Origin of the sequence: Brachybacterium timonense (genome assembly GCF_900258505.1) — a bacterium.
In the GTDB taxonomy this organism is placed as follows: domain Bacteria; phylum Actinomycetota; class Actinomycetes; order Actinomycetales; family Dermabacteraceae; genus Brachybacterium; species Brachybacterium timonense.
The window spans coordinates 617,894-636,948 of record NZ_LT984895.1; the positions used below are offsets into that span (position 1 = coordinate 617,894).

General features: G+C 69.9%; 12 protein-coding genes. 2 read left to right on the plus strand and 10 right to left on the minus strand.

Annotated features, from left to right (window positions below):
- Nucleotides 1–17: 17 nt before the first annotated feature.
- Nucleotides 18–1,070 carry a hypothetical protein gene (locus C8271_RS02645; protein WP_106505998.1) on the plus strand — a complete coding sequence of 351 codons (1,053 nt, stop codon included), beginning with the start codon at nucleotides 18–20 and terminating at the stop codon, nucleotides 1,068–1,070.
- Nucleotides 1,071–1,433: 363 nt separating this feature from the next.
- Nucleotides 1,434–2,642 carry a glycoside hydrolase family 183 protein gene (locus C8271_RS02650; RefSeq protein ID WP_106505999.1) on the plus strand — a complete coding sequence of 403 codons (1,209 nt, stop codon included), beginning with the start codon at nucleotides 1,434–1,436 and terminating at the stop codon, nucleotides 2,640–2,642.
- 136 nt (nucleotides 2,643–2,778) lie between these two features.
- On the opposite strand, the gene C8271_RS02655 is transcribed toward C8271_RS02650, so the two are convergent.
- The 10 genes from C8271_RS02655 to C8271_RS02700 form a co-directional block, all read right to left on the minus strand.
- On the minus strand, nucleotides 2,779–3,426 hold the full coding sequence (locus C8271_RS02655) for a nucleoside/nucleotide kinase family protein (RefSeq protein WP_245920798.1): 648 nt from the start codon (nucleotides 3,424–3,426) through the stop codon (nucleotides 2,779–2,781).
- Nucleotides 3,423–6,767, minus strand: a complete 3,345-nt coding sequence (locus C8271_RS02660) for a UvrD-helicase domain-containing protein (RefSeq protein ID WP_106506000.1) — start codon at nucleotides 6,765–6,767, stop codon at nucleotides 3,423–3,425. The genes C8271_RS02655 and C8271_RS02660 overlap by 4 nt, the downstream gene beginning before the upstream one ends.
- Nucleotides 6,764–9,445 carry a PD-(D/E)XK nuclease family protein gene (locus C8271_RS02665; protein ID WP_106506001.1) on the minus strand — a complete coding sequence of 894 codons (2,682 nt, stop codon included), beginning with the start codon at nucleotides 9,443–9,445 and terminating at the stop codon, nucleotides 6,764–6,766. The genes C8271_RS02660 and C8271_RS02665 overlap by 4 nt, the downstream gene beginning before the upstream one ends.
- 112 nt (nucleotides 9,446–9,557) lie before the next feature.
- Nucleotides 9,558–10,703: a hypothetical protein gene (locus tag C8271_RS02670; RefSeq protein ID WP_106506002.1), complete on the minus strand. Its 1,146-nt coding sequence runs from the start codon at nucleotides 10,701–10,703 to the stop codon at nucleotides 9,558–9,560.
- Nucleotides 10,704–10,901: 198 nt separating this feature from the next.
- Nucleotides 10,902–12,044 carry a carbohydrate kinase family protein gene (locus C8271_RS02675; RefSeq protein WP_106506003.1) on the minus strand — a complete coding sequence of 381 codons (1,143 nt, stop codon included), beginning with the start codon at nucleotides 12,042–12,044 and terminating at the stop codon, nucleotides 10,902–10,904.
- A 190-nt stretch (nucleotides 12,045–12,234) separates the two neighbouring features.
- Nucleotides 12,235–13,710 carry an arylsulfatase gene (locus C8271_RS02680; protein ID WP_106507828.1) on the minus strand — a complete coding sequence of 492 codons (1,476 nt, stop codon included), beginning with the start codon at nucleotides 13,708–13,710 and terminating at the stop codon, nucleotides 12,235–12,237.
- A 19-nt stretch (nucleotides 13,711–13,729) separates the two neighbouring features.
- Nucleotides 13,730–14,878 (minus strand): SPFH domain-containing protein, encoded by a 1,149-nt coding sequence (locus C8271_RS02685; RefSeq protein ID WP_106506004.1) that lies wholly within the window; start codon nucleotides 14,876–14,878, stop codon nucleotides 13,730–13,732.
- A 140-nt stretch (nucleotides 14,879–15,018) separates the two neighbouring features.
- Nucleotides 15,019–15,930: a PfkB family carbohydrate kinase gene (locus C8271_RS02690; RefSeq protein WP_106506005.1), complete on the minus strand. Its 912-nt coding sequence runs from the start codon at nucleotides 15,928–15,930 to the stop codon at nucleotides 15,019–15,021.
- A gap of 87 nt (nucleotides 15,931–16,017) precedes the next feature.
- Nucleotides 16,018–16,827 carry an SDR family NAD(P)-dependent oxidoreductase gene (locus C8271_RS02695; RefSeq protein ID WP_106506006.1) on the minus strand — a complete coding sequence of 270 codons (810 nt, stop codon included), beginning with the start codon at nucleotides 16,825–16,827 and terminating at the stop codon, nucleotides 16,018–16,020.
- 114 nt (nucleotides 16,828–16,941) lie between these two features.
- Nucleotides 16,942–19,029 carry an NADPH-dependent 2,4-dienoyl-CoA reductase gene (locus tag C8271_RS02700; protein WP_106507829.1) on the minus strand — a complete coding sequence of 696 codons (2,088 nt, stop codon included), beginning with the start codon at nucleotides 19,027–19,029 and terminating at the stop codon, nucleotides 16,942–16,944.
- Between the last annotated feature and the right edge of the window lie 26 nt (nucleotides 19,030–19,055).

Genomic DNA, 19,055 nt, shown 5'->3' on the forward strand with positions numbered 1-19,055 from the left:
CGCGACCCGGGGGCGCGATGACACGTCGGAGTGTGGTGGGTGGGGCAGCCCTGGGATCCCTGCTTGCGCTCAGCGGGTGCGGACGGATCGCAGATCTCCCGGGGGTACGGAACCTGCCGTTCGTCGGTGGCGGTCAGGGGCCGGCGCAGATGCTCACGCGTCTGCCTTCGTCGCTGTATACCGACGAAGGGGTCCTCTCGGTGAACTGGACTCGACCAGCGGCGATCGTCGAGCAGCTGGACCTGAGCTCCGGTTCTGTTCTTGGCGCCGGTACTTCGCCCGAGGTGAATCGGCTGAAGGTGGTCACGATCTCCGATCCGGTCACGGGCAACGGCAGCCTTCTGGGGAATGCGGCGGATCTGGACGATCTGGAGCCCTGGTATCAGGTTGAACAGATCCGCACCTGCTCACAGGCCCTCACCGTGATGAACCCGCCTGCCCGCGTCACGGTGATGGAAGGCGCCGGGGACCAACTGGATCTGGTTGAGGAGATGCTCTCCGCGGCATATACGCGCGACGGTGACCTCCTGAGGCCCGATAGCGACCTGCTGGAGCGCGCAGGTCTGCCCGCGCCGGCAGATTCACTCGTTCCGGCGACGATCGGCGCCGTGTGCGGCGACCTCGTGTTCACGTCGGAGGACTCCCTGGAGAGCATCGATGGACGGAACCCACTCTCGCCCGAGGATCTGGGTCTGCAGGAGATGCTCGACGCCATCGACCTGCCCGGCGCACACATTGCTCGCGGGCTCTGGCGGGAGAGCCCTGACGAGCCGTACTCCAGCTACCTGTGGATGAGCGAGCTGGACGGCTTCCCCGATGTCACCACGCGCGGCGCCGTGCGGGCAACGGGTGACCCTCAGGAGCTTGCCGACACCATCGAACAAGCCGCGGGCACGTGGATGTCGGGGCCAGCGGTACAGATCGACTCGCTCGAGATCGAGGATGATCTGGTCATCATCGAGCTGGAGGTCACTCAAGGGGAGAGACCGTACGACGACGCGCTCACGTCGTTGTACCAAGGCATGTCTGGAGCCGATGGTCCCGGGTTGCAGCTGATGCTCTCTCGGTGACCGGAGTGCGTGTGGCTGCTGACGTGTTCGCCCGGTGACACATCGAACGGGAGCCTGACAACGGATTCGTCTGCCGAGTGCCTGCGTCGAAGGTGCCGACGCGGAGCCGTGTGATGGACGCAGGTACTGCTTCGCGACGAGATCGGCACGAAGGTGCTATCCGGGTGCCCTTGTGCGCACAGCAGGCAGAGGGATTTCCTGGGGGTGTGGGGTTGCGGTCCCGCCGTTGCATGAGAGCGCGGCGGGGCCGCTGATCGTGAAAGCGGTCGCTGGGAGCTGAGCGGGTCACTGGTGGAACGCCACGGTGTCGCACGCCGCTCCCGTACATCAACCCAACGTCGTCGCCCCGCGAGGAGTCATTCCATGAGCACCCAGCCCACCCTGATGCCGTTCGCTGAGAACACCGCCGGTGCGTACGCGGCATCGTCGCGCCGCGCGCTGCACCACGGCCATGCCCAGGCCACGCAGCGTCACGCACACCCGAGCCGACGCGATCTGTGGCGGCTCGGCGCGATGAGCGCCCTGGGCGCTGTCGGCATTGCCGGTGCAGGGGGCATGGGGGCCCCGGCCGCCCAGGCCGCTGGCACCACCACGCGCATCGGCCCGATTACGGGGCCGGGGCTGACCACGGCCTTCCGCATGGAGGCCACCGACCTGGGGATCCCGGTGCGCTGCCCCGACGGGCGCGTGCTGTACATCTTCGGGGACACCTTCGAGCGTGCGGGCGTGGGCCTGGGCAACGCCGGCTTCTGGCGCTCGCCCACCGGCCTGTACACCGACGGCTCGCATCCGCGCGACGGGATCCGCTTCACCGGTGCCGTGGGTGGCGAGACCGCGCAGCAGATGCTCCCGTACGAGCACAACGCCAACGGTCTGGGCACGAAGATCCCCTCCGACGTCATCGAGGTGGACGGGATCCTCTACCTGTACGTGTGGAACTCCGGCACGGAGGGCTTCGGCACGTTGAAGGGCACCGAAGTGTGGAGCTCGAAGGACAACGGCGCCACCTGGCAGCCCACCCGCGCGAACTTCCCGGCCGACGCCTGGGGCGGGATCATGCACAACATGACCTGGGCGAAGCACGCCGACGGCTTCACCTACATGTTCTGCTCCAAGTACCGCAGCGGGGACCTGCACCTGTTCCGCATCAAGACCGAGAACCTGTGGGACGCCGCGGCGTACGAGCCGTGGGGCTGGACCCCGGAGAAAGGCTGGGCATGGGGGCAGCCGCCGTCACCAGTCCTGCACGGCCGCTTCGGCGAAATGTGCCTGCGTGAGCTCGACGGCCGGTACCTGCTGACCTTCTTCGACCCGGAGGCGTACAACATCCGCGCGATCGTGATGGATGCGCCGTGGAGCGACCTCACGGTTCTGGATCAGACCACGTTGCTGAACGGCGGCGCCTGGGGCGCCGAGTCCGACACGTCGGTGGCCCAGCTGTACGGCTCCTATGTGGTGCCGGGCTCGACCCTGGGTGATCTGCACCTTGTGGTCTCGCAGTGGAACACCACCGACGGGGCGAAGGACACCCCGTACCACGCGATGCACTTCCGCTTCCAGGGCGTCCTCTGAGAGAGCGCGGCGTCTGGGCTCCCCGCTCCGTTCTGAACAGAACCAACCAGCTGACCGGTGCGCCGAGTTCAGGAGGGACGAGCGGCGCGGCGGACTCGGCTGGGGGAGCGTGACGACAACGCCTGGCGTGACGGGCTCAGGCGGGAAGCGTGAGGATCCGATCGGCGCGGGCAGCGCTCGCCGCAATCAGGCGGGCGTTGTCCTCGTCGGGCCCCAGCGCCCAGGCGCGTGCCGCATCGGGATCCTTCCCGAAGCGTTCGTGGCGGGCGATCAGCCGTTCATGCCGCACGGCCTGATCGACCGTCACGTACCAGACCTGGTCCAGCATCTCCCGGATCCGCCGCCACGGTTCGGTATCCAGCAGCAGATAATTGCCCTCGGTGATCACGAGTGCGACGTGGGATGGGATCTCCAGGGCGCCAGCGAGCGGCTGCTCGAGATCCCGCTCGAAGCTGGGGGCCCAGATGGATCGCTCTCCCGGTCGCGCCGCGGCCACGCGGTCCAGGAGATGCACGTAGCCGTCGGCGTCGAAGGTGTCGGGTGCGCCTTTGCGGGACAGTCGGCCGAGTCTGCGCAGCGGGGCATCGGCCAGGTGGAATCCGTCCATCGGCACGGCACAGGCGAGCTGGGGACCCAGCGCCTCGATGAGGTGCGCGGTGAGTGTTGACTTGCCGGCACCGGGCTCGCCGGTGATTCCGAGGATCCGTCGGCGCCCATCGCGGCGGGCGGCGTCCAGGAGCGCCTCTGCCATCTCGACCAGAGGCGTCAGCTGAGCGTCGTTCACCAGAGCGTCTCCTGCGGGTCATCGGCCGGGGATGGGGTCCCTGGGGCGGCGGCTGGGTCCGGCTCTTGGCAGCTGGAGGCGGTTGGGTCCGGAGCGATGGCGGGCTGAGGCGAGGCGAGAGCTTCGGTGGCCGGGACTGCGCCGTCATGCAGAGTCACCTCCAGCACCTCGCCGCGCAAGGGCAGATGGATCAGGATCCGGTCCGGGTTGAGCCCGGCGGCCGTCAGCGCCTGCGCATAGGTGTGCAGCTGGCCCAGGTAGTGGGCACGAACATGGCCGACGGGGTCCTGCCCGGGGTAGGACTTGTGGTCCACCAGCACGATGCGGCCATCCGGCTGGCGCAGCAGCGTGTCGATCCAGCCTTCCATCACTTGCGCGTCGTCATTCCACCAGGAGATCGGCTGCTCCGTGAGGACCTCAGTGTCTGGGAATTCGGCGGCGAGGAAGGCGTGCCAGGCGTCGCCCGCCTCGCGCAGAACGGCGGCGTCCACGGTGCGGGCCACCATCCAGCGTTCCACGAGCCGCTGCGCACTGGCCTGCTTCTGCTGCGGGCTGAGTGCCGTCAGTGGCAGCGCCAGGTAGGAGTGGATCGCCTCGCCCACTCGCTCCCATTGCGGGCCGCCGCCGGCGATGAGCACCCGGCCGATGCGGCGCGGTGCGCCGACGGTGCCGAGCGCGTCGGCAGAGGCGACCGCGGAGGCCTGGAAGCGGGCCGCGATCCGGTCTCGGGCCGGTCCTGCGGGCCGCAGCGGCACATCGGTCGCGGCGAGCAGGTCGGGGCGCGGGGCGAGGCGGCGCGGCGGCGTGGCGACAAGCTCGTCGACGTCGACCGCAGTGACCTCGGCCGGGATCGACTCAGCGGATCCTGCGACGCGCACGTCGCTCGACGTCCAGCGCACAAGCTCGGTCGCGCCGTCCTTCGCGCCGTCCACGATGAGGTCGTTCAGGACGGTGCGGGATCCGGCGGCGGCGAGCACGCCGGTGCGGGCCGCCCGGGTGAGGGCCACGTAGTGAACCCGGGCCGCCTCCTCTGTCTCCCGGGCGGCGCGGCCCGCGGCGAAGGCGGAGGAGGCCAGGTGCTCGCCGGTCTCGGCCGGAACCGCCAGCTTCGGCCAGAACAGCAGGTCGCGGCCGTGCAGCGGGGCGGTCACGTCGACCCCGTCAGGGGAGCGCACCAGCACGCCCCAGCTGTGGTCGTAGGTCTTCGCCTTCGCCGGCAGGTAGGTGACGACGTGGTCCCACTCCAGGCCTTTCGCGGCGTGGATCGTGCCCACCCAGACGGCGTCGGGCAGGTCCTCCAGATCGGGGCCGTCCTCCCAGGCATCCAGGTCGGCGCGCAGCCCCGACAGCGTCACCGGGGCGCCCTCGGCCCGGCGGCGCTCGGCGGATCGGGCGGCCAGCGCGAGCAGGGCGTCCAGGGAGCGGCGCCGCGCGGACTGCTCGCTCCAGCGTTTGATCCGTTGCGGCAGGTCGAGGGCGTCGATCAGCGCTTGGATCATCTCCTGCGGTGTGAAGCCGATGCAGGCGCGGCGCACGCGACGCAGTCCCGCGAGGGCGTCGTCCTGCCACCAGGTGGCGAACACGGCGTCACGGTCCTCGGCGGCCATGAGGTCCGCGAACCAGGTGTCGTGCGCGCTGTGGTCCTCCAGCAGCACGACGAGTTCGGTCAGGGCGAGAGTGTCGGAGGCGTCCAGAACCGCTGACAGGCCAGCCCGGATGATCTGTGCCTCTCGGGTGTCCCGCAGCGTATGGGCGGCACCAGCGACGGGCACGCCGCGTGCCTGCAGTGCCGCGATGACGGCGTCCCGCTCGGATCCCTTGCGCACCAGCACGGCGGTGCGGCCGGGATCCATCGTGCCGCCCTCGATTCGGACTCGCAGCTGCTCAGCGATCATCGCGGCGTGCTTGGCGGCGGAGAGGGCACCACCGCGGGACTTCTGCGCCTCCCACACCTCGAGACAGCCGCCCTCTGCCTCTGTGGCCCGCTGGGCGGGGATCGCCAGGCGCACCCGTTCCGGCGGCATCCCGATCTGCGCGAACACGGGCGTGAACACGGCGTTGGAGAAGTCCACGAGGCGGGCGGCGGAGCGCCAGGACTCGGACAGGTTGGTGACCTCGCCCTGCCCGAAGATGGTGCCGCCGGATTCGAGGGCGGTGATGATGTCCTGCATGAGGCGCGGGTCAGCGTCGCGGAACCCGTAGATCGCCTGCTTCGGGTCGCCCACCCAGATCTTGTCCTCGATGAGCTGGGACAGTTCGAGGAAGAGGGCGAGCTGTACAGGAGAGGTGTCCTGGAACTCGTCGACCGCCAGCAGCCGGAACCGAGAGGCGACGGAGGCGCGCACCCGCGGTGAGGTCTGCAGGAGCCGCAGAGCCTGCACCTCCTGGTCGATGAAGTCGATGAGGCCCAGGTCAGCCTTGAACCGGGCGTAGTCCTCCAGCGCATGGGCGGCTGTGCCGAGCACCAGCTCCATGAGATCGCGGACGTCCCGCTGCCAGGCAGCGTCGGCAGGGAGTGCCTCCGCGATCTCCTCCGACAGCGGTGCGAGGGTTTTCTTCGCGACCGCACCGAAGGTGCCGTCGGCGATCTTCACCCAGGTCTCCCACGGGGCGCGGTCATGCTTTGCCAGGGTGCGGTGCAGGGAGCGCAGCGTTGAGAGGTCGTTCTGGGTCTTGTTGACGCTGCGGGGTGCGACCTCTCCGGCCTCCAGCTGAGCGGCGAGGTCGGCGATACGCGCCTCCAACTCGTGCAGCCAGCGCGGCCGCTGGTCAGGCACCGGGTCGGGCAGCTCGGCAGCTTCCCGGTACGCCTGCCAGGACGCGTCGACGGCGGCACGCAGGGCGTCGGCGTCCAGACAATTCGTGCGAGCCACGTCGGCGACGCCCCGGACCCGCGCCATCCACGCTTGCTTGCGCGAAAAGGTGTCGTCCTCGGCCCCGTCGTGGGAGGTGCGGGCGAGCAGGTCGCTACGGGTAGCGCCCGCGGTCGCGGCGGTGCGGGAGATGGCTGCGGTGAAAGCGGCCTTCTGCGCGTCGGCGTCGAGCACCTGCACATCGGGGGAGATCCCCGCGTCCAGGGCGTATTCGGTGACGAGCTGGCCCGCCACCGAGTTGACGGTGCCGATCAGCGCCGAGTCGATCCCGCGGGCCTCCTCCACCTGGCGGCGGTCCAGCAGCGTGGAGCGGATCCGGCCGGCGAGCTCCTGGGCGGCTTTCACCGTGAAGGTGGTGGCGATGATCTGCGAGGGGTCCAGTCCCGCGGCGATCCGATCGGCTAGCGAGTGCGTGAGTGTGTATGTCTTGCCGGATCCGGCCGACGCATTGATCACGGTGAACGTCATGAACGATCCCCTCTCAGACCGCACAGGAGCGAGAAGTCGCAGTAATCGCAGCGCGCATCGACCACCAGTGCGTTCTGGTCGCGGGCGATGTCGCGGGCCGTGGCGTAGGTCTTCTTGGCCGCGGAGCGGTCGGTCGCGAGATCCTGGCCTGCGTCCAGCAGGATCTGGCCGCTGCGGGCGGAGACCTCGCCATCGAGAATCGCCTCCAGCGCCTCCTGGATGCCACGCCGACCACGCTCCCACAGACCGTCGACGTCCAGGCGGGTGCGGCCGTTCGGATCCAGGGCGGGGTTCGCCGCCACGAACTCGCCCTGCGCCAGCAGGTAGTAGCCGACCTCGGCGTCGGGGTCATGCAGCGACCAGGCATAGGACGCCAGCTGCAGCGCCTCCCCGGTGTCGAACAGGTCCGGGTACTTCGCGGCGGCGTACGTCCACTTCAGGTCGATAACGAACCGGTGACCGTCGGCGCTCTCACCGAGCACGTCGCGGAAGCCGACGAAGGGGATCGCCTCGGGGCGGCCGTGCAGGGTGAGGGTGACAGGCTCCTCGAAGGCGGACTCGACCGCGGTGATGGTGATGCCCGCGTCGGCGAGGCGGTGGAAGAACTCGGTGAGGGTGCGGACTGCCCGCTCGGTCATATCGGCCAGTTCGACCTCGCGGCCGGGCAGCTCCAGCTCGGAGGCGAGCCGCGGCACGAGCGCAGTGATCTCCTGCCGGATCCGCTCCGGGGTGGGCGCCCCGATACGGCCCTCCTCGGGTGCGGTGTCGACGAGGGACTCGACCACCGCGTGCACGAGCGTGCCGATCATCTGGTTCCCGGTGGGGACGGTGGAGGCAGCGGCTGGGCGGATCCGCAGCGCGTTGCGATAGGTCCACTTCTGGCGGCAGCCGATGAGGTCCTCAGCCTGGCTGTAGGACAGTCTGCGCGGCATCAGGTGCGGGGCCGGTGCGGCCCGTTTCGTGAGGTCCTTCGGCCTGGGTGCGATCTGTGCTGGTGCTGACGTTGTCACCGGGATGCGGGAGCCCGCCACCTCGGCCATGTCGCCGTGAAGAGTGCGGATGACAGGGATCGTGAGCCGGTCCAGGACGTCGCTGACGCCCTCCCCGTCGGCGGCGCGCTCTGCCGCCAGATGGGCGAGGAGCGCGTGCGGGGCGGTGGGCTTCTCGAGCCGACGGCGGGTACGCACCACGAGCAGACGGCGCGCCCCGTGCAGGCCACGCAGCCCGGCGTTCGTGGCCAGTGCCGCGAGGTCCGTGGCGGCGGGCAGACGAGCGCAGAGGCTCTCGAGGGCCGCCCGCTCGGGTGCATCCCAAGTGATCTCACCGCCGGTGGCGGTGTCGCGGTCGGCGCCCCACCACAGCACGTCCCCATCGAGCGGGAGCAGCTGGGCGGGACGGGTGCAGACCCGCCATGCTCGGCTGGCCTCGGCTCCCGCGAGGGGGGAGGCGGCGCGACCGCCGGCGGCGGTCAGGATCTGGGTGATCTCGCGGGGGTGCAGTGGGGCGGTGTCGTCGAGGGCGTCGAGCACGGCGAGGACGGTCTGCAGGTGGGCGGCGGCGCGCAGCGGATGCCCGGTGCCTTGGGCGAGGCCGCGCAGGCGGCGGTCCAGCGGCTCCAGCAGGATACGCAGACGATCAGGGGTGACGGCCTGAGCGGGCAGTGGGGTGGCGACTGCGTCGCACAGGGCGCGCAGGAAGTCGCGGGCGCCGTCGGAGAGGCGAGCCTGGGTGAGCAGATGGGTGACGGCGGTGCGCCAGGCGGGACCGCCGATGCCGGGCTCCTGCGCGAGAGCCTGCTGGAGACGGCTTCGCGCTGGGGCGGGCACGAGCCCGACATGGTCCTCGGCGCCTTCGGGCGCGTCCATTACACGCAGGTCGAGGAACGCGGCGACCTGCTGCACGTCGACGGGCGCGGTGGTGATCGCGAGGTACAGGGGCAGCACCTGCAGGGCGGCACGATCCGCCGACGGCTCGGCCACGCCGAGAGCTGGCAGGTCACGGCGGTGCAGCTCGTGGTCCAGGGCGATGGTGTCCGAGGTGGCGAGGATCTGCAGCGGGCTGGACGGGTCACGCCCACGCAGGTGCCGGGCTGCGGCTTCGGCGGCACTGGCCTCGTCCTCTGCCTCGATGATGGTGAGCTCCGGGTTCCGCCCGGGGGCGGCGTAGACACGCAGCGGCACCCCGTGGGCGGTGAGCGCCGCGATCAGGCGGGACCACAGTCCAGGCAGTGCCGTCGGTTCCTCGTGCAGGAGCAGCTCCTCGATGCCGAGCGGCCACTCGGACTCCGCCTCCAGGTGCTCGACGATCTCGCGCAGATCATCGGCGAATCCGGCCGCGTCTGGCGGCAGATGCTGCTCGATCGCGGCGAGGGCGGCGATCCGTTCGGGTAGGTCCGGAGTTGGGGTGAGGGAGGCCCCGGCGATCACCGCGTCATCGCGCCAGCGCAGCATGGTTGCCGCCGTTGCCCACGGGTCGCGGGCGAAGGATGAGCGCGGCCATGGGTGATCAGCCGCCCGGACTGCAGCGGCATACCGGGCGATGCGCACCGCCGGTTCGAGGGCGGGTCGAGAGAGTGCGAGACGATCCTGCAGGATGCGGACGAGCCCATGCGGGCCCGTGCGCACGACGCCCTCAGCCCAGGCGGCGCCGTCCAGGTGCATGCCGAACTCGATGCGCATCGAACTCCTTCGTCGCAGGTCGCAGGCTCCTCTGAGCCGGTATCCACCACCCTAGGCGAGGGGTCCGACGAACGAGCGTGACACTGCGTCCGACCTGGACGGCCACCGGTTCTCAGCGATTGAAGGGATCGTCCGGCCGTGGCGACCAGCTGAATCCCCGGTCGTGCAGCAGCCGCCCGCTCTCATCGGGTGCGAGGACCAGGTCGACGCCGTCGCCGGTGATGTGCAGGGTGCCGTCTGTCTGCTCATCGACGGTGAGGGTCAGCTCCTGAGCGGGGGACTCCATCCAGTCCTGCACCGTCTGCCCCTCGACCCGCTGGTCATGCAGCTCGACGGTGATCGTGGTCGGGCTCGTCCGCTCGTATCGCCCCTCTTTCAGTTCACCGTTCGCGAGCCGGACTTGTACCCGAGCCCCGAAGGAGCCTTCCTGATTCCCGAAGGCGACCTTCTGCCAGCGCTCGTCCTCGCTGAGCTGCGCAGCGGGCTTGGCCGTATCCGACGCGACGCTCCACACCCCAGCCGGGGTGGCGTTGTTCTGCGTGGGGGCGTGTAGCTGGCTGCTGATCATCCAGCTGCCGACTGCGATGAGCACGACGGCAGTGATCGGCCCGAGCACGTCGGTGATGTGGGCAAGCGGCCGCCAGGGCACGAGCGTGGGCACTGGGCCGCGCCCCACCTCGCCGTGGGAGAGCAGCGAACGCACCAGCCGCGGGATCCACGGCAGCAGAACGATCGCGCCCATCACCAGCAGAGCTGTGGAGAGCTGCTTGACCGGCACGTCATACCCCAGGTTCAGCACCACGACGAACGCCATGTCAGCGATCGCAAGCAGCGCACCGATCAGCGCGGTGCGCCGCCACAGCAGAGCGAGCGCCGCACCGACCTCCGCGAGACCCGCGAGCACCTGGAACAGCGGCGAGTACGCCACCATCCGCCACAGCAGACCCATGGGGCTCATCTCGCCGAAGGCGATGAGGGAGTCGCCCATGTCGGCCATGCCGAACTGTCCCAGTCCCAGCTTCGACGCCCCGTACACCAGCAGCGCCGCAGCGAGCAGGGCACGTACGGCGCCGTGCAGCCACCACAGGATGGTGGTGATGACCAGCCGCATCCGTGAACGCGGCTGCTGCTCGGCGTCCGCTGTGTGCCGTGATTGCGACGCTGCGTCGTCGGACGTTGGGGTGTTGGTCGTGGAGCCCGGCGTCGTCGGCCCGGAAGCCGACGGGTCAGGCGTGGTGGAATCTGTCGTCGAGGTCATGCCTCCACCCTTCCGGTGCTGACACGGTGGTGAATCCCGCGCCGGTCGACATCAGGGCCCTCCACAGTCGCAGACCCGGCCGTGGCCGACTACGACCTGAGTCGGAGTCGTCGGGCAGCGGTACCGAAGCGGTGTGGGCAGAGCCGAGCTGTTCCAGCACCACGTCCCGGCGCGACACAGCGACGGCATGGGGACGGATCAGTGAGTGCCGGCGTCGGAGCCCAGCGCGAAGGTGCCCTGGGCCCGACGTCGTCCCAGCACCGGGTGCGTGGGAACGATGTCGTCCAGGAAGCAGTAACCGTCACGGGTGAAGGCGGCGCGCAGATCACCGCCGTCCGCAGCGGCCGACAGGGAGCGCCACCAGTCGGTGATATCTCCCCAGCCCGGTGCCGCGAGCGATCCGCCGAACTGCTGGACCGCGAGCGCCGAGCACAGCGAGGAGAACTTCAGGCGCTCCGCGAGGGGCCACTCGGCGAGCGTTCCCAGCACCATTGCCGCGGCGAACACATCACCGGCACCGGTGGTGTCGATGGCGGTCACCGGCACCGCCGGGCAATAGGCCTCCTCACCGGTGGAGGAGTCGATCGCATAGGAGCCGTCGGCGCCATCGGTGACCACGGCCAGCGGGACCATCTCGGCGAGCGCTCGCACAGCCCGATCAGGGCTCTCGGTGCGGGTGTAGTTCATGGCCTCGACGGCGTTGGGGGTGAAGGCGTGGCAGTGGGCCAGCGGCGCGAGGTCCGACGTGTCCCACGCCCCCGTCTCGTCGAAGCCGATGTCCGCGAAGATCTTTGCGCCGGACCGTGCGAGCTCGGACCACCAGCTGGTCTCCCCGGCCAGGTCCACCACGGCGGCGCGGGCCCTGGGTGCCTTGGCGATCAGGCTGGAGAGTGGCTCGGGAAGGTCGTGGCCGTGGGTGACCATGGCGCGGTCGCCGTGCGCGGCGATGGAGACGGTCAGCGGCGAGTGGAAGTCGGTGAAGCGTCGCGAGGCTGACAGGTCGATGCCCTCCTCGCCGCTCATCGTGTGCCACATCCAGTCGGCGTAGGCGTCGTCACCGAAGCCGGCGACGAGGCCGGTGCGCAGACCCAGGCGGGCGGCGGCGGTCGCGAGATTGGCGATGCCGCCGGGACTGGAGCCCATGCCCTTGGACCACAGCTCTTCCCCTGGGTCGGGCAGCCGCTCGAGACCGGTGAAGACGATGTCGAAGAAGACGGTGCCGGACAGGAGCACATCCAGCGGCGGGTCCTGCGGCGACCGCATCGCGGCCAACGGGTCCCAGTCGCCGTCCGGGGCGAGCTGCGCGGAGGCGTCGGTGGTGCGCGGGTCCTTCTCGGTCATGATGTCGTGGCTCCTTCGAGCATGCCGCGGATGACGTGTCGTTGCTGGAAGAGGAAAGAGGATCACCAGCCGCCGAGCGGAAGATCCTCGAGGCGGCCGTCACCGGTTCGCGCGAGGCCGCCTGGCAGGGGTTCTCCCTGCACCCCCTGGTGAGCTCTCCCGTCGTCGGTCGGCAACTGCTGGACGCCCGTCATAGTCGGGCGAACTCCCGAACCCAGGACGCCTCGGACTGGATCGGGCGCCCAGGCACCAGGTCATCGCCGTCGACGAACCCCTCTTCACGCTCCCGCAGCGCATCGACGAGCAGCGCCCGATGCCGGGCGAGCTCGTCGGCATGAGCCGGATCCGCCGCCAGATCATGCTCCTCGAGCGGATCGGCCTCGAGGTCGAACAACTGCTCATGCCCGTCGCCGGAGAACCACAGGTACTTGTACCGCTCGGAGCGGATCCACTGCATGGAGTGGTACCCGAGCTGGCCGATCACGTGTTCGCCATGCAAGTGGTCGCGCACCGGACCCTCGCCCGCGATCGCCGGACGCAGCGAACGACCATCGACGCCCTCCGGCACTTCTACCCCTGCGGCATCCAGCAAGGTCGGCATGAGGTCGCGCAGCTCCGCGATCGCATCGACCTCGCCCGTCGGCCCCCACTCGTCACGTATGTAGCGCGGCAGATGCAGCAGGAACGGCACCCGTGCCGACCCCTCATACCCCACCGATTTGCGGTACAGATCGTGGTCGCCCAGCATCTCACCGTGATCGGAGACGAAGGCGATCACCGTGTTCTGCAGCAGACCCTGATCCGAAAGCGTCTCCATCAACCGGTTGATCTGCAGGTCGATGAACTCGATCGCCCCGTAGTAGCCGGCTCGGACCTCGTCATGCACCGACTGTTTGCGGGTGGCGAACTCGGCCTCCACGTCCCCCTCGCGGCGGAAACGATCGAAGCGGCCCAGCCAGTCGCCGTGCGCGCGGCGCGGACCGGGTCGATCGCGGTACTTCTCCCACAGCCACTGCGGTGGATCGAAGGGTGCATGCGGCCGATGGAAGGACATGTACAGGAAGAACGGGCGGGTCGGATCGCGCCGTTGAAGGAAACGAAACGACTGGTCAGCCACCCACCGTGTGGGGTGCAGCCGCTCCTCACGCTCCCACGGCCGCGCCGCCATCGCGTTGCAGCCAGCGCCTGTGTCCTGGTAATCCGCCGACGGGTCACCGGTTTGTTCGCGCAGCCACAGCACGTAATCGTCGATTGCGGCCGACGGGCCCTTCGTCAGGTGCCGCGAGACATGCAGGAACCCGTCGTGCAGCAGCACATCATCGAATCCGCAGCGCGCCCGGTCGGGGAACACGTGCATCTTGCCGACGCCGAAGGTCTGATAGCCCGCATCGCGCAGCGTGGACTGCAAAGTGACCGGGTAGGCGTCCGGGAAAGAGATCCCCTCGCGATAGCCGTACCGGCCATGCAGCTCGGGCGACTTGCCGGTGAACAGAGCAACGCGAGCGGGCACGCACGTGGGCGTTGCCGAGTAGGCGCGCGAGAAACGGTTGCCGTACTGGGCGAGCCGGTCCAGCCACGGGGTGTCGATCAGCTCGTTGCCGTCGGCGCCCAGGGCGTCGGCGCGCATCTGATCCACGCACACCAGGATGATGTTGGGGCGCGTCATGTGATGCGCGTTCTGCGTGTCAGTTGCCTGCATCCGGGTGTGCCCATGGCGGCAGCGGCACCCCATCCGCAGCATGCGTGGGGGCATCCTGCTGCTCGGCCCGGCGGCGCGCCTCAGCAGCCTGCTTTTCGGCATCCCGACGAGCCTGGTCCGCTTGCTGCTGCTGCTCAGCCTGGCGGCGGCGCTGCGCTGCGGCGCGACGGTTGTGGGCCGCCTCCAGCTCGTCACCGAAGTGATCCGCATCCTGCGCGGCATTCGCCTCGAGCATGGCGTTTCGGATCTCTTCGCCCATCGACCCGACGCTGCCGGGGTTCGAGGGCAGGAACAGCACGTTGGAGCGGCCGTTGCGGGCCACATCCTGCATGGTGTCGAAGTATTGGGTCATCAGCAGCAGCTGCTCAGCGGAGTTCTCGATGCCCACCTTCTTCAGCATCTCGTACTGCTCGGCGATACCCATGGCGATGGCCTTGCGCTGCGCGGCCACACCCTCACCCTGCAGGCGCTTGGACTCGGCTTCCGCCTCTGCCTGGGTGACGCGCTTGATCTTGTCGGCCTCCGCGAGGGACTGCGCGGCCACACGGTCGCGCTGCGCGGCGTTGATCGAGTTCATCGAGTCACGCACACGAGCATCCGGGGAGATGTCCTGCACCAGGGTGTTGACGATGTTGAAGCCGAACTCCTGCATGCGGGCGGACAGGGTGTTCTCCACGCTGCGGGCGATGTCGTCCTTCGACTCGAAGGCGGCGTCCAGCTCAAGGCCGGACAGCGCTGAGCGCACGGTGTCGAACACGTAGGAGCGGATCTGCGCTTCGGGGTTCGACAGCCGGTAGTAGGCGTCCACGACCTGCTCGTCCTTGATCACGTACTGCACCGCCACCGGGACGGTCACGAACACGTTGTCCTTCGTCTTGGACTCGATGTTCACCTCGAGCTGCTGGATGCGCAGCGAGATCGGGCGGGTGAGCGTGTCGATGAACGGCATCTTGAAGTTCAGGCCGGGCTTGGCGACCCGCCGGAACTTGCCGAAGCGCTCCACGATGACGTTCTCCTGCGTATGCACGGTGAACATCAGCGATGTGCGCAGGCCGCCGAACAGTAGTGCGGCGATGATCAGCAGGCCGACGACAACGACGGCCAGGATCACGAGGACGGCGATGAGGCCTTCCATGGGTCCCCCTCAGGATTCGACGTTTCAGGCGCGACGGTGCAGGGCAACGCTATCAAGTGCGTCCGACACACGCCGGGGTGAGCTGTGGGGCGTGGTGCGATCTGAGGCCGGGCCGTTGTGCTCAGCGTGGGGTGTCGTGCTCAGGCGAGGAAAGCGTTCACCTCGGCACGGGTGGGCGCGCTCGAGGGGCCGCGTCGGGTCACCGCGATCGCGGCCGCGGCATTTGCTCGGGTAGCGGCAGATTCCCAGTCCGCGCCCAATGCCCGCTCGGCGATCATCACGCCGGTGTGGGTGTCGCCCGCACCGTTGGTGTCCACGGCATCCTGCGGATAGGCAGGGATGTGTGTGCCGCGGCCATGGTGGAACACCACGCAGCCGCGCACCCCATCGCGCACCACCACCACGGCGTGGGAACCGATGCGCCGACGGATCGCCTCCGGGGTGTCCTGCAGTGCATCCAAACCCGTGAGGGCTCGCGCCTCCGCGGCGTTCGAGGTCCACACGTCGGTCAGGTGCAGCATGCGCCGCTGCACCTGTGGTGGGAAGGACGCGAAGGCATCACCCGGGTCGAGCACCACCACCACACCGCGCGGCAGCGCCTCGAGGAACTCCAGCAGCGGCTCTCGCGTGGGCTCGAACAGGCTGTACCCGGACACGCACAGCAGGTCACCGGGTTGCGGCTCCAGACGGGCGAGTGACTGCGCCGTGATGTCGCGCTCGGCACCGTAGACGGTCACGAAGCTGCGTTCGGCCGACGGCTCCACAAGCACCAGGCAGCTGCCGGTGTCGGCATCGGGACGGGGATCGTCGGCCAGGCGTACACCGTCGGCGGTGAGCACAGAGCGCACCAGATCGCCGTTCGGGCCGGTGCCGTGTGCACCGCCGTGCACCGCCTCGGCGCCGCTGCGGGCGGCGGCCAGCAGGATCGTGGCAGCCCCACCCGCGTAGCGCTGCTCACTGATTGCGTTGACGTTCCCGCCGGTGACCGGCAGCTCCGGCACCTCGACGACGACATCGACGAGGGCCTGGGCGGTGTGCAGCACGCGAGGCATGACTGCAGTCTAGAGAGCCCGGGCGTCGAGAGTCCCGCACTCCGAGGCGTCGTGGACGGTCGCTGCGGGCGCGATCAGGCCCGGCGGTCAGTCCAGACGGCGGTGGGCGCGGTCGGTGATCAGGCCGGTGATGGTGACGACGCCGCGACGGGACACGAAACGGCCGGCGCGGGTGACCAGCTTGTTGATCGGCCCGGGCACGATCGCCGGCGACGGGTCCTTCTGGTCCAGGCGGCGCAGGGCCGCGGCGACGACGTCCTCGGGATCCATGGCCGGCAGGTCGCCACCGGCGGCGGGGCCGGCGACGTCGAAGAACTCGGTGCGGGCCGGTCCCGGGCACAGGGCCAGGACGCGCAGCCCGGTGCCGCGCGACTCGTACCAGAGCGACTCGGTCAGGCTCAGCACGTAGGCCTTGCAGGCGCTGTACACGGCCAGGCGCGGGGTGGGCTGGTAGCCGGCGATCGAGGCGATGTTGATGAGGAAGTTGCCGGGGGTGGCACGCAGATCGGCCAGGTAGGTGCGGGTGATGTCGGTGAGCGCGGCGACGTCCAGGGTGATCTCGCGGCGCAGGCGCTCCTGGTCGAGCTCGTGGAAGGGGCCGTTGGAGGCGAAACCGGCGTTGTTGACCAGCGAGGTGGGCTGCAGTCCGCGGCGTTCGAGCTCCTCGCGCAGGGCGGTGCCGGCGTCGATCCGGCCCAGGTCCATCGGCACGACGTGCGCCGCGATCCCGCAGCCGGTCTCGAGGCGATCGGCGAGCTCGCGCAGCCGCTCCTCACGCCGGGCCACCAGGATGAGATCGGCACCGCGGGCGGCGAACTGCTGGGCGAAGTGGACACCGAAACCGGAGCTGGCGCCGGTGATGAGTACGAGCTGGCGGCGGAAGTCGACGGGCTGCATCGGGCGGGTGCCTCCGGGCAGGACGGGGCGCGAGGGCGCCGGGGGAGGGGAGGCCTCCACGTTATCGCCGACGGACGCGCCGCTTCGGGCCCGACGGCGTGAGGTCCCTCGCGGTCACAGCCCGGCAGCGACCTCGACAGCCTGACGGATCGCCCGCTCCGCGTCGAGCTCGGCGGCCACATCGGCCCCGCCGATCACATGGATCCGCGGCACCTTCCCCTCGCGGGCGGCCTCGAGCGCGCTGGCGAGTTCGTCGTTCGATTCCTGGCCTGCGCAGATCACGACGGTGTCCACAGTGAGCACGCGCTCCCGGCCGTCCTCGATGAAGTGCAGGCCCTCGGCGTCGATCCGCTGGTACGTGACACCGCGATGCTCGATGACGCCGGCGTGCCGCAGCTCGGCGCGATGCACCCAGCCGGTTGTGCGGCCCAGTCCCGCGCCGATCTTCGTCTCCTTGCGCTGCAGGAGACGGACCTCGCGGCGTGGTGCTGCGGCCTCCTCCGAGGCCGTGCTCGCTGTGCGGGGCCGGATGCCGCCGCGGTCGCGCGCCGGATCGGTGACGCCCCAGCGATCCTTCCACGCCTCGACGTCCAGGGTGAGCGACGGCCTCGGGGCGGTGAGGAACTCGGCGACGTCCACACCGATGCCGCCCGCGCCGATCACGGCGACGCGCTCGCCGGCCTCGGCGCGGCCCTCGAGCAGGTCCTGGTAGGTGAGGACCCGGGGACCGACTGGCGCCGCCGCGACGTCGGTCGTCGGTGCGAATCCGGGCAGGTCCACCGCGCACGGCCGCACGCCGGTCGCGATGATCACGTCATGGAAGGCCAGCAGGTCCTCCGGCGACGGCCGCGTGTTCAGGCGTATCCCGACCCCGGCGGCCGGCAGGCGCATCCGCCAGGACTCCAGGGCGAGTGCATAGTCCTCCTTGCCGGGGATACGTGCGGCGAGCCGCAGCTGCCCGCCGAGCTGATCAGTCGCCTCGAAGAGCGTGACGATGTGGCCGCGCTCGGCAGCGGTGACGGCGGCCTCCAGCCCCGCCGGGCCGGCCCCGACCACAGCGACCCGTCGGGCGCGTCGGGGCGAGACTGGGGTGATCTGCAGCTCCCGCTCATGCCCGGCGCGCGGGTTCACCACACAGGAGGCCTTCTTGCCGTCGAAGATACGGTCCAGGCAGGCCTGGTTGCAGCTGATGCAGGAGACGATCTGGTTGCCGCGGCCCTGCAGCAGCTTCGCAGGCAGCATCGGGTCCGCCAGCAGCGGACGCGCCATGGACACGAGGTCCGCCTGACCGCTCGCGAGGACCTGCTCGGCGAGCTCGGGGGTGTGGATACGATTCGAGGCCACCACCGGTACATCGACCACCTCCCGCAGCGCCGCGGTGAGCGAGACAAAAGCGCCGTGCGGCACCGAGGTGACGATCGTCGGCACCCGGGCCTCATGCCAGCCGATCCCGGTGGCGAGCACATCCACCCCGGCAGCCTGCAGGGCAAGGGCGAGGGCGCGGACCTCCTCGGCGTCCTGGCCGTCCTCGACCAGGTCCGCAAGCGAGATCCGCCAGGACAGCAGCCGACTCGGCCCGAGCGCTTCCTGCACCGCATGCGCCACCGCCACCGGGAAGCGGCGCCTGCCCTCGGCGTCACGGCCGAAGCGGTCCCGGCGACGGTTCGTGCGCGGGGCGAGGAACTGGTTCAGTAGGTATCCCTCGGAGCCCATGATCTCCACACCGTCGTACCCGGCCTGTACGGCACGCATAGCTGCGATCGCGAAGTCCCGCACCGTGCGCACGATGCCCCGGCGGGTCAGAGCGCGGGCCCGGAACGGCGTGATCGGGGAGCGGCCCCAAGAGGCGGAGGCCGCCAAAGGATGGACGGCGTAGCGGCCAGCATGCAGCAGCTGCATCAGCACGCGCCCGCCGGCGTCGTGGACGGCATCGGTGACCTGACGGTGCTGGCGGGGGAGTGCACGCGTCACCTGCGCGCCGCGCGGAGAGAGCCGACCCGTGCGATTCGGGGAGAACCCGCCGGTGATCAGCAGCCCCGCGCCGCCGCGAGCGCGCTCGCCCAGGTATGCCGCGAGGTCCGGAACATGTTTCGGGTCGTCCTCGAGGCCCACGTGCATCGAGCCCATGACGATGCGGTTGCGCACCGGGAACGGGCCGAGGTCCAGCGGAGACAGCAGCGTGGGGACGGCCGACGGTGACATGCGTCGATTCTGCCAGGGCGGCTGAG